Origin of the sequence: Streptomyces sp. NPDC028635, assembly GCF_040637635.1 — a bacterium.
Taxonomy (GTDB): domain Bacteria; phylum Actinomycetota; class Actinomycetes; order Streptomycetales; family Streptomycetaceae; genus Streptomyces.
Window position 1 is genome coordinate 128,392 of sequence record NZ_JBEZWX010000016.1, and the last position, 11,376, is coordinate 139,767.

Sequence of the window (11,376 nt, forward strand, 5' to 3'; positions counted from 1 at the left end):
CGTCAAGGCGTACGGTCGCAGGCATGCGAATCGGCGAGCTGGCCGCACGGGCCGGGACCACCACGCGCACGCTGCGGTACTACGAGGCGCGGGGGCTGCTGCCCGCACGCCGGGACGAGCACGGGCACCGCAGCTACGACGACCACGACCTGCGGCTGCTGGAGCAGATCCGGACGCTGCAGGACTTCGGGTTCGAACTCGAGGAGACCCGGCCGTTCGTGGAGTGCCTGCGCGCCGGGCACCCCGAGGGCGACTCGTGCCCGGCGTCGGTCGCGGTCTACCGGCGCAAGCTGGCCGAGCTGGACGCGCTGATCGGCGAGCTGAGCGGGGTGCGGGCGAGCGTCGCGGCGCAGCTCGCACGGGCCGAGCAGGCGCTCGGCGAGCTGGCCGCCGAGTCGCTGGTTCCGGGCGGTCCGGAACCGCGGTGCGAGCTGGGAGGGCAGCAGAAATGATCAGGACGGACAACGTGCGAGAGGTGACGGACGCGGATTTCGCGGCCGAGGTGCTGGGGGCGGACCTGCCGGTGCTGGTGCAGTTCACGGCCGAGTGGTGCGGGCCGTGCCGGCAGCTCGCTCCGGTGCTCGGCGCCATCGCCGCCGAGGAGGGCGACCGGATCAAGATCGTGCAGATCGACGTGGACCGCAACCCCGAGACGACGATCCGGTACGCCGTGATGGCCACGCCCACGCTGATGGTCTTCCGCGGCGGTGAGCCGGTGAAGTCGATGGTGGGCGCCCGGCCCAAGCGGCGCCTGCTCCAGGAGCTCGACGACGTGCTCTGAGCGTCCCGCGCCCCGGATGCGAGAAATCCCCCGAGCAATTGTGCTCGGGGGATTTCTTTCGCTATATTTGTTCATTCGCGACTTCCCTTGCGAGGGGTCACGAAGAAGCTTAAGTGAGCACAGTATATCCGGGCGGGAGCGGAATTGTCAAACACCGAATTTCCGGACGATGAATTGCGGCACGAGCAGGAATTCATCGACGGGTTGTACGCGCGCGTGGACGCGCTGCGCGGCGACACCGAGACCGCCGTCCAGGACGCGCTCGCGCAGGGCGACAAGCCCATGCAGGCCCGCCTGGAGCGGGACATCCTCGTCGCCGAACGCTCGGGGCTGCTCGCCGCGCTGAACGCGGTGGACGGCTCACTGTGCTTCGGCCGCATCGACTTCACCGACGGCACCGGCCACCACATCGGCCGGATCGGGCTGCGCGAGAACGACACCGAGCGCACCCCGGTCCTGATCGACTGGCGTGCCGAGGTGGCCCGGCCGTTCTACGTGGCCACCGGGCACACCCCGATGGGCCTGCGCCGCCGCCGGCACATCGCCACCGAGGGGCGCGACGTCACCGGTCTGCACGACGAGTTCCTCGACGTGAGGGACCAGGAGCGCACCGGCCACGAGGACCCCACCGGTGACGCCGTGCTGCTGGCCGCGCTGAACTCCGCGCGCACCGGCCGGATGAGCGACATCGTGCAGACCATCCAGGCCGAGCAGGACGAGATCATCCGGGCGCCCCACCGCGGGGTGCTGGTCGTCGAGGGCGGCCCCGGCACCGGCAAGACTGCCGTCGCCCTGCACCGCGCCGCCTACCTCCTCTACGAGCACCGCGAGCTGCTCGCCAAGCGGGCCGTGCTCATCGTCGGCCCGAACCCGGCCTTCCTCGGCTACATCGGGGAGGTCCTGCCCTCCCTCGGTGAGACCGGGGTGCTGCTCGCCACGGTCGGCGAGCTGTTCCCGGGCGTGCGGGTGACGGCCACGGACACCCCCGAGGCGGCCGCGGTGAAGGGCCGCGCCGAGATGGCCGACGTGCTCGCCGCCGTCGTACGCGACCGGCAGGCGCTGCCCGACCCGGTCATCGCGATCGAGCACGACCGCGAGGTCCTCATGCTCGACGACGGCCTGGTGAACGTCGCCCGGGAGAAGACCCGCGCCGCCAAGCTGCCGCACAACGCCGCCCGCGAGTACTTCGAGGGCCACATCCTCAACACCCTCACCGAGCTGTACGCCGAGCGTGTCGGCACCGACCCCTACGACGGCTCCAGCCTGCTGGATCCGAGCGACATCACGCAGATCCGCGACGAGCTCGCCGAGAACCCCGAGGTCTGGGCGGCCGTCGACCAGCTGTGGCCGGTGCTCACCCCGCAGCGCCTGGTCGCCGACTTCCTCGCCGAACCCGAGGGCTACCTCGACGACGAGGACGCGGCCGCGATCCGCCGCCCGGTCACCCGGGCCTGGACCGCCGCCGACGTGCCCCTGCTGGACGAGGCCGCCGAACTTCTCGGCCAGGACGACCGGCGCGAGCGCGCCCGCGCCGAGCGGGACCGCGAGACGCAGATCGCCTACGCGCAGGGCGTCCTCGACGTCTCCTACGCCTCCCGGACGTACGAGTTCGAGGACAAGGAGGAGGACGATCCGGAGTCGTCCGAGGTGCTGTCCGCGCACGACATCATCGACGCCGAACGCTTCGCCGAACGCCAGGAGGAGGCCGACCACCGCTCCGCCGCCGAGCGCGCCGCGGCCGACCGCACCTGGGCGTTCGGGCACATCATCGTCGACGAGGCGCAGGAGCTGTCGCCGATGGCGTGGCGGCTGCTGATGCGCCGCAGCCCGACCCGTTCGATGACCCTGGTCGGCGACCCGGTGCAGACCGCCGAGGCGGCCGGCGTCGGCTCCTGGGAAGGCATCCTCGCGCCCTACGTCGAGGACCGCTGGGAGCACACCCGCCTCGGCGTCAACTACCGCACCCCGGCGGAGATCATGGAGCTGGCGGCGGCGGTCGTACGGGCCGGACACCCCGGCTTCGAGCCCCCGCAGTCCGTGCGCTCCACCGGCGTACGGCCCTGGGTGCGCGGCACCGACGACCTGCCCGGCGCGGTCGAGAAGGCCGTCGCCGAACTCACCCCCGAGGAGGGCAGGCTCGCCGTCATCGCGCCGCGCGAGCTGCACCGCCGCCTCGCCGCCCGGCTGGACGGCGTGACGGCGGGCGCCGAGCCCGACCTGACGCGCCGAGTCGTCCTGCTCGACCCGCGCCAGGCCAAGGGCCTGGAGTTCGACTCCGTCCTGGTCGTCGAGCCCGGCCACTACGGCACGAGCGACCTGTACGTCGCCCTCACCCGCGCCACCCAGCGCCTCGGCGTCCTGCACACCGGCGAGCTGCCGCAGGGCATGGCCGAAGCGGCCCGGTGAGAACCACCCGGCCGGGCCCCGTCCGTTCGGGCCGGGCCCCGGCGGGGCTCTGCCACGGGCGCGCGCCCGGCCATGCGCCCACCGCAGGGCCGTGAACGGCGGCAGGCACCGACGGGAGCGTCCCACCCGGCCGCTCGCCCGAGGCGGGCGGCCGCGTGACCGGGTCGGCGGCCCGCAGGCCGGAGTCCGCCGGCCGGGAGGCCGCCGCCGCCCCGCCCGGCGCCCGGGCGGGCCGGCCGCCGCTCAGGCAGGCCGCAGCCACACCGTCGCCAGCGGGGGCAGGGTGAGCCGGATGCTCGCGGGGCGGCCGTGGCAGCCCTGCGGCTCCGGCTTGACCGGGTCGGGGCCGGTGACGTCGCTGCCGCCGTAGCGGGCCGCGTCCGTGTTGATCACCTCGTGCCAGGCGGGGACGTCGTCGGGCACGCCGAGGCGGTAGTCGGGGCGGACCACGGGGGCGAAGTTGGACACCGCGAGCAGGGGGCTGCCGTCGGCGTCGTAGCGCAGGAAGGCGAAGACGTTGTCCTCGGCGGCGTCGCCGACGATCCACTGGAAGCCGTCGGGGTGGATGTCCCGCTGCCACAGCGCCGGGGTGGCCCGGTAGCGGGCGTTCAGGTCGCGGACCAGGTCCAGCACGCCCCGGTGGTCGGGCTCGGCGCCGTAGGACGGGTCGAGCAGCCACCAGTCCGGGCCGCGCACCTCGGACCACTCCGAGCCCTGCGCGAACTCCTGGCCCATGAACAGCAGCTGCTTGCCCGGGTGGGCCCACATGTAGGCCAGGTAGGCGCGCAGGTTGGCGCGCTGCTGCCACCAGTCGCCCGGCATCTTCGACACCAGCGACCGCTTGCCGTGCACCACCTCGTCGTGCGAGATGGGCAGCACGTAGTTCTCGCTGTACGCGTACACCATCGAGAACGTCATCTCGTGGTGGTGGTACCGGCGATGGATCGGGTCGTGGCTCACGTACTGCAGCGAGTCGTGCATCCAGCCCATGTTCCACTTCAGCCCGAAGCCGAGGCCGCCGAAGCCGCTCGGGCCCTTGTGGTGCGTGGCCCGGGTGACCCCGTCCCAGGCCGTGGACTCCTCGGCGACGGTCACCACGCCCGGCACCCGCCGGTACACGGTCGCGTTCATCTCCTGCAGGAACGCCACCGCGTCCAGGTTCTCCCGGCCGCCGTACTGGTTCGGCGTCCACTGGCCCGACTCGCGCGAGTAGTCCAGGTAGAGCATCGAGGCGACGGCGTCCACGCGCAGGCCGTCGATGTGGAACTCCTCGCACCAGTACACCGCGTTGGCCACCAGGAAGTTGCGCACCTCGTTGCGGCCGAAGTCGAACTCCAGCGTCCCCCAGTCCGGGTGGGCCGCCCGCAGCGGGTCGGAGTGCTCGTACAGCGGCCGCCCGTCGAACTCCGCGAGCGCCCACTCGTCGCGCGGGAAGTGCGCCGGCACCCAGTCCATGATCACGCCGATGCCGGCCTGGTGCAGCTTGTCCACCAGGTACCTGAAGTCGTCCGGGGTGCCGAGCCGGGCCGTCGGCGCGTAGAAGCCGGTGACCTGGTAGCCCCACGAGCCGCCGAAGGGGTGCTCGGCGACGGGCATCAGCTCCACGTGCGTGAACCCCAGGTCCTTGACGTACGCCGGGAGCTGCTCGGCGAGTTCACGGTACGTCAGCCCCGGCCGCCAGGACGCCAGGTGGACCTCGTACAGCGAGAACGGGCCCTCGTGCGCGGGCACCTCAGGCCGGCGCGCCAGCCACTCCTCGTCGTTCCACTCGTAGTCCGAGGACGTGATGATCGACGCCGTCTCCGGCGGGACCTGCGTGCGCCGGGCCAGCGGATCCGCCCGCAGCGTCTTCGAGCCGTCCGGCCGGGTGATCTCGAACTTGTACAGCTCACCCTCGCCGACGCCGGGCACGAACAGCTCCCACACCCCGGTGGAGCCCAGGGAGCGCATCGGGAAGGCGGTGCCGTCCCAGTAGTTGAACGTGCCGGCCACCCGCACGCCGCGCGCGTTCGGCGCCCACACCGAGAAGCGGGTGCCGGCCACGCCCCGGAGCGTCATCGGGTGCGCGCCGAGCACCTCCCACAGCTGCTCGTGCCGTCCCTCGCCGATCAGATGCAGGTCCAGGTCGCCGAGCGTGGGCAGGAAGGCGTAGGCGTCCTCGGTGTCCAGGACGGTGTCGCGGTACGCCACCAGCAGCCGGTACGCCGGGACCTCCCGCAGCGGCAGCAGGCCCGAGAAGAAGCCGTCCCCGTCCGGGTGCAGCTCCGCGCGCACCCCGTCGGCGACCACGGTCACCGACAGGGCGTAGGGCCGCAGCGCCCGCACGAGAACGCCGCCCGCCGCCGGACGGGCGCCGAGCACCGCGTGCGGGTCGTGGTGCGTCCCGGCCAGCAGCCGCTCACGGTCGCCGTCGTCCAGAGCGGGAGCGAGGGGGACGGGGACGGTGACCTCGGGGCCGGGCGGGGCGGGCGTCACCGCGGCCGCCTCCGGGGGCGCCGACTCGGCCGGGGCCGTCTGCCGCGCGGTCTCCTCGGCCGGGGCCGTCTTCTTCACCGCCTTCTCGGCCGCCGTCTTCTTGGCGGCCTTCTTGGCCTTCTTCGGATCCGAACCGCTGGACTGTCGACGGGGGGTCACGGGGGAGCCTCCTGGAAGGGGACGTCGGTCGGACGGCGGGCCGGTCAGCTCGGGTCGGGCACGGCGGCGAGCTGCTCGATCGCCGCCATCGGCACCGGCAGCCAGTCGGGGCGGTGCCGGGCCTCGTAGACGACCTCGTAGATCGCCTTGTCGGTCTCGTAGGCGCGCAGCAGGACGGGGTCGGTGCGCGGGTCGAAGCCGCTCGCCTCGGCGTATCCGGTGCAGTACGCGGCGCGGCAGGTGCGCGCCCACTGCGGTGCCGGCGTCTTCGCCGAGTGCGCGGCGTAGTCGAAGGAGCGCAGCATGCCCGCCACGTCCCGCACCACCGGCTGCGGCATCAGCCGCTCGGCCAGCGGCCGGGCCGGCTCCCCCTCGAAGTCGATCAGGGCCCAGTCCCCGGCGGGGGAGCGCAGGCACTGCCCCAGGTGCAGGTCGCCGTGCGCGCGCTGCGCGGTCCAGGTGTGCCCCTCGGCGGCCAGGTCCGCCAGCGCCTCGAAAGCGGTCCGCAGCCCCGGCGCGTACGGGCCGAGCACCGGCACCTGCTGTACGGCGCTGTCCAGCCGCTCGATCATGCCGTGGACCAGCGGCTCCAGCTGCGCGTGACCGAGCGTGACGGTCGGCAGCGCGCGGGCCAGCGCCATGTGCACCTCGGCGGTGGCGCGCCCCAGCTCGCGCGCCTCGGCGGCGAAGTCCTCGCCCTTGGCCAGCTGCCGCAGCGCCAGCTCCCAGCCGTCGGCCGCGCCCTGCACGAAGGGCTGGAGCACACCGAGGACGTACGGCTCGCCGGCCTGGTCCGTCGTGTCCTGGGGGTCCGCCTCGATCCACGCCACCGGCGCGGGCACCCGGGCGCAGCCCTCCCGGGCCAGGGCCAGCGGCAGCTCCAGATCGGGGTTGACGCCGGGGACGACCCGGCGCAGCACTTTCAGGATGAACGTGTCGCCGTAGACGACCGACGAGTTCGACTGCTCGGCCGTCATCACCCGGGGCACCAGGCCGGGCCGTATCTCCGGCTGCGGAACCCGCTCGAAACGCAGCCCGCCGATGCGGGCCTGGGAGCGCAGGGCCTCCAGGAGCACATCGGCGGGCCGGGGGTCGTACAGGGCGTCGTACACCGTGCGCCCGGTGAGCGGGCCGTCGGTGACATGACCTATCAGCGCGGGCGCCAGCCGGGGCGGCAGCGCCTCGCGCGCGCCTATGAGCAGCTGGTAGCAGTCCCCGGGGTGGGTGTCGGCGGCGCCCAGGGTGTGCGGCTGGTGGGCGCGTACCAGCAGGTGGTACAGGCCCAGCCGGCCCGACGCCGGGAGCAGCTCGGTGGCCGCCACCAGCGAGAAGCCGGTGACCGGGCGGCCCTTCCCCGCGAACCAGCGCTGCCTCGGCAGCCACTCGCGCAACAGCGGATCCAGTGACGCGAGCAGGCCGGGGGTGGTGGTACCCGAGACGGTGACCGTTTCCGCCATGGCGTCACGTCCTTTCCCCGGGGGGCGGGGGTGGGGGCGGGGGGCTTACTCTTGCGTGCCCCGGGCGGGACGGTGGAAACCGCCCCGCCCCAGGTTGTCCGCGCGGCGTCTAGGCCCCGCCGTCCTTGCGGAGCCGGAACCAGTAGAAGCCGTGGCCTGCGAGCGTGAGCAAGTACGGCAGCTCCCCGATGGCCGGAAAGCGCACCCCGCCGAACAGCTCGACCGGGTGGCGTCCCTCGAACCTCTGCAGGTCCAGCTCGGTGGGCTGGGCGAAGCGCGAGAAGTTGTGCACGCACAGCACCAGGTCGTCCTCGTACTCGCGCAGGAACGCCAGCACCGCCGGGTTCGACGACGGCAGCTCCGCGTAGGACCCCAGCCCGAAGGCGGTGTTCTGCTTGCGGATCTCGATCATCCGGCGGGTCCAGTGCAGCAGCGACGACGGCGACGCCATGGACGCCTCGACGTTGGTGACCTGGTACCCGTAGACCGGGTCCATGATCGTGGGCAGGAACAGCCGCCCGGGGTCGCTGGAGGAGAAGCCGGCGTTGCGGTCCGGGGTCCACTGCATCGGCGTGCGCACGCTGTCGCGGTCACCGAGCCAGATGTTGTCGCCCATGCCGATCTCGTCGCCGTAGTACAGGATCGGCGAGCCCGGCAGGGACAGCAGCAGCGCGGTGAACAGCTCGATCTGGTTGCGGTCGTTGTCCAGCAGGGGCGCGAGCCGGCGGCGGATGCCGATGTTGGCCCGCATCCGCGGGTCCTTGGCGTACTCCGCGTACATGTAGTCGCGCTCTTCGTCGGTGACCATCTCGAGCGTCAGCTCGTCGTGGTTGCGCAGGAAGATGCCCCACTGGCAGCCGGACGGGATCGGCGGGGTCTTCGCGAGGATCTCGGAGACCGGGTAGCGGGACTCGCGGCGCACGGCCATGAAGATGCGCGGCATGACCGGGAAGTGGAAGGCCATGTGGCACTCGTCGCCCCCGGACTCGAAGTCGCCGAAGTAGTCCACGACGTCCTCCGGCCACTGGTTGGCCTCCGCGAGGATCACCGTGTCCGGGTACTGGGCGTCGATCTCCTTGCGCACCCGCTTCAGGAACTCGTGCGTGGCGGGCAGGTTCTCGCAGTTCGTGCCCTCCTCCGCGTACAGGTACGGCACCGCGTCCAGCCGGAAACCGTCGATGCCGAGGTCCAGCCAGAACCGCAGCGCGGAGATCATCTCCTCCTGCACCGCCGGGTTCTCGTAGTTGAGGTCCGGCTGGTGGGAGAAGAACCGGTGGAAGAAGTACTGCTTGCGCACCGGATCGAAGGTCCAGTTCGACACCTCGGTGTCGACGAAGATGATCCGCGCGTCCTGGTACTGCTTGTCGTCGTCGGCCCACATGTAGTAGTCGCCGTAGGGCCCGTCGGGGTTGTTGCGCGACTCCTGGAACCACGGGTGCTGGTCGCTGGTGTGGTTCATGACGAAGTCGATGATCACGCGCATGCCGCGCTGGTGGGCGGCGTCGACGAACTCCACGAAGTCCGCCAGGTCGCCGAACTCGGGCAGTACCGAGGTGTAGTCGGCGACGTCGTAGCCGCCGTCCCGCAGCGGCGACTTGAAGAAGGGCGGCAGCCACAGGCAGTCGACGCCCAGCCACTGGAGATAGTCGAGTTTGGCGGTGAGTCCCTTGAGGTCGCCGACGCCGTCGCCGTTGCTGTCCTGGAAGGAGCGGACGAGGACCTCGTAGAAGACGGCGCGCTTGAACCAGTCGGGGTCCCGGTCCTTGGCCGGGGTGTCCTCGAACTTGTCCGGGACGGGTTCGTTGACGATCATTTTGTGGGTGACCCTCCGGTCTGCGGGATGGACGGTCGCAGGACGGTGAAGACATGCGCGGGCCTCAGGCCCGGTTCGAGTCGCACGTAGTTGGCCCTGCCCCAGTGATAGGTCTCGCCGGTGAGCTCATCGCGCACCAGCGTCATCTCGTGCCAGTCCAGGCCGAGTTGCGGCATGTCCAACGAGACCGTGGCCTCCTGGGTGTGGTGGGGATCGAGGTTCGCCACCACCAGAACCGTGTTCGAACCGCTGCGCTTGGAGTACGCGATGACCGCGTCCTGGTCGGCGTGGTGGAAGTGCACGTCGCGCAGCTGCCTGAGGGCCGGGCTGCGGCGCCGGATGTCGTTCAGGCGGGTGATCAGCGGGGCGATGGTGCGGCCCTCGCGCTCGGCGGCCTCCCAGTCACGCGGCCTGAGCTGGTACTTCTCCGAGTTGAGGTACTCCTCGCTGCCCGGCTTCAGCGGGGTGTTCTCGCACAGCTCGTAGCCGGAGTAGATGCCCCAGGTGGGGGAGAGGGTCGCGGCCAGCACCGCGCGGACCTCGAAGGCGGGCCGTCCGCCGTGCTGGAGGTAGGCGTGCAGGATGTCCGGGGTGTTGGCGAAGAAGTTCGGCCGCATGTAGGTCGCGGCCTCGCCGGACAGCTCCGTGAGGTACTCCGTCAGCTCCTGCTTGCTGTTGCGCCAGGTGAAGTACGTGTACGACTGCTGGAAACCGATCTGGGCCAGGGTGTGCATCATCGCGGGGCGGGTGAACGCCTCGGCCAGGAAGATCACGTCCGGGTCGGAGGCGTTGATGTCGTCGATCACCCGCTCCCAGAAGACCACCGGCTTGGTGTGCGGGTTGTCGACACGGAAGATCCGCACCCCGTGGTCCATCCAGTACCGCAGCACCCTGAGGGTCTCGGCCACCAGGCCGTCCATGTCGGCGTCGAAGGCGATCGGGAAGATGTCCTGGTACTTCTTCGGCGGGTTCTCGGCGTAGGCGATCGTCCCGTCGGGCCGGTGGTGGAACCACTCCGGGTGTTTCTGCACCCACGGATGATCGGGGGAGCACTGGAGCGCGAAGTCCAACGCGATCTCCAGACCGTGCGAGCGCGCCTGCTCCACGAACCAGTCGAAGTCCTCGATCGTCCCCAGCCGGGGGTGGACCGTGTCGTGCCCGCCCTCCGGTGAACCGATCGCCCAGGGCACGCCCACGTCGTCCGGCTCGGCGGTCAGGGTGTTGTTCTTCCCCTTGCGGAAGGTCGTGCCGATCGGATGGATCGGCGGCAGATAGACGACGTCGAAGCCCATCGCGGCGATCTTCGGCAGCCGCCGGGCGGCGGTGCGGAAGGTGCCGTGCGGCTGCTCCGGCGTGCCCTCCGAGCGCGGGAAGAACTCGTACCAGGACCCGAACAGCGCCCGCTCCCGCTCCACCAGCAGCGGCAGCGGATCGGAGGCGGTGACCAGGTCGCGCAGCGGGTGCGCGGCCAGCACCGCGTCCACCTCAGGCGTCAGCGCGGCGGCCAGCCGGGAGGCGGAGGGCCGGGCCTCGTCGCGCAGGGCGTCGACGGCCTCCAGCAGGACGTCCCGCTGCTCGCCGCTCAGCGGCCCGGCGGCCCGCTCGTACAGCCGTGCGCCCTCCTCGAGGACCAGCTCGGTGTCCATGCCGGCCGGGATCTTGATCTTCGCGTGGTGGCGCCAGGTGCTGACGGGGTCGCTCCACGCCTCCACGGTGTACGTCCACCTGCCGGGCGCCCCGGCGGTCACCGTGGCCCCCCAGCGGTCCGTGCCGGGCGCCAGCTCCCGCATCGGCGTCCAGGGGCCCGCGCGGCCCTCGGGGTCCCTGAGGACGACATTGGCGGCGACGGCGTCATGGCCCTCACGGAACACGGTGGCCGAGATCTCGAACGACTCGCCGGTCACCGCCTTGGCCGGACGGCGGCCGCGCTGGACGACCGGGCGGACGTCCAGGACGGGTATCCGGCCCACGGCCGTGGCCGGCGCGGCCGCCGCGGGCGGGGCGCTGCGCGCGGCCGCGTCCGGGGGTGACTTCGGGGGTGCGGCGGTGCTCTGGGTCGGGGGTGCTGACGAGTGGTGCGTGGCGGGCATGACCGCTCCTGTCCGCGACAACGTGGGTGGGCGGATGGCTGTGGGGAGGTCTGGTCTGCAGTTGTGCCAAGAGGGGTACCCCGGTAACTACCGGAGGAGCCTTCCCACACTCTTCTGGTGGGCAATCCGGCACTTTGTTAACTACTCACGCGTATGTCTACGCACAAGACCGGATCGTTTCCAGCCGGGTGTCCA

7 protein-coding genes are annotated in these 11,376 nt (G+C 71.7%); 3 read left to right on the forward strand and 4 right to left on the reverse strand.

Annotated features, from left to right (window positions below; translation table 11 throughout):
- Positions 1 to 23: 23 nt before the first annotated feature.
- From AB0E88_RS19495 to AB0E88_RS19505, 3 genes are all read left to right on the forward strand, one after another.
- Positions 24 to 452, forward strand: coding sequence for a MerR family transcriptional regulator (locus AB0E88_RS19495; RefSeq protein ID WP_361631868.1), 429 nt, complete (start codon positions 24 to 26; stop codon positions 450 to 452).
- Positions 449 to 781, forward strand: a complete 333-nt coding sequence (trxA, locus tag AB0E88_RS19500; RefSeq protein ID WP_361631870.1) for a thioredoxin — start codon at positions 449 to 451, stop codon at positions 779 to 781. The genes AB0E88_RS19495 and trxA overlap by 4 nt, the downstream gene beginning before the upstream one ends.
- A gap of 126 nt (positions 782 to 907) precedes the next feature.
- Positions 908 to 3,187, forward strand: coding sequence for a UvrD-helicase domain-containing protein (locus AB0E88_RS19505; protein ID WP_361631912.1), 2,280 nt, complete (start codon positions 908 to 910; stop codon positions 3,185 to 3,187).
- A 243-nt stretch (positions 3,188 to 3,430) separates the two neighbouring features.
- On the opposite strand, the gene glgB is transcribed toward AB0E88_RS19505, so the two are convergent.
- From glgB to AB0E88_RS19525, 4 genes are all read right to left on the reverse strand, one after another.
- The gene (gene glgB / locus AB0E88_RS19510; protein ID WP_361631872.1) at positions 3,431 to 5,821 is read right to left on the reverse strand and encodes a 1,4-alpha-glucan branching enzyme; all 2,391 of its coding nucleotides are present in this window, start codon (positions 5,819 to 5,821) and stop codon (positions 3,431 to 3,433) included.
- A 44-nt stretch (positions 5,822 to 5,865) separates the two neighbouring features.
- Positions 5,866 to 7,278: a maltokinase gene (locus AB0E88_RS19515; protein WP_361631874.1), complete on the reverse strand. Its 1,413-nt coding sequence runs from the start codon at positions 7,276 to 7,278 to the stop codon at positions 5,866 to 5,868.
- A 109-nt stretch (positions 7,279 to 7,387) separates the two neighbouring features.
- A complete protein-coding gene (gene treS, locus AB0E88_RS19520; RefSeq protein WP_361631876.1) occupies positions 7,388 to 9,091 on the reverse strand; it encodes a maltose alpha-D-glucosyltransferase in 1,704 nt (567 codons plus the stop codon).
- Positions 9,088 to 11,181, reverse strand: a complete 2,094-nt coding sequence (locus tag AB0E88_RS19525) for a maltotransferase domain-containing protein (RefSeq protein WP_361631878.1) — start codon at positions 11,179 to 11,181, stop codon at positions 9,088 to 9,090. Before AB0E88_RS19525 ends, treS begins: the two co-directional genes overlap by 4 nt.
- Positions 11,182 to 11,376 lie beyond the last annotated feature (195 nt).

Bases quoted from the DNA above. Each gene is read 5' to 3' on its own strand.
- AB0E88_RS19525 (WP_361631878.1), bottom strand. From the start codon at position 11,181: ATGCCCGCCACGCACCACTCGTCAGCACCCCCGACCCAGAGCACCGCC.
- AB0E88_RS19515 (WP_361631874.1), bottom strand. From the start codon at position 7,278: ATGGCGGAAACGGTCACCGTCTCGGGTACCACCACCCCCGGCCTGCTC.
- treS (WP_361631876.1), bottom strand. From the start codon at position 9,091: ATGATCGTCAACGAACCCGTCCCGGACAAGTTCGAGGACACCCCGGCC.
- trxA (WP_361631870.1), top strand. From the start codon at position 449: ATGATCAGGACGGACAACGTGCGAGAGGTGACGGACGCGGATTTCGCG.
- AB0E88_RS19495 (WP_361631868.1), top strand. From the start codon at position 24: ATGCGAATCGGCGAGCTGGCCGCACGGGCCGGGACCACCACGCGCACG.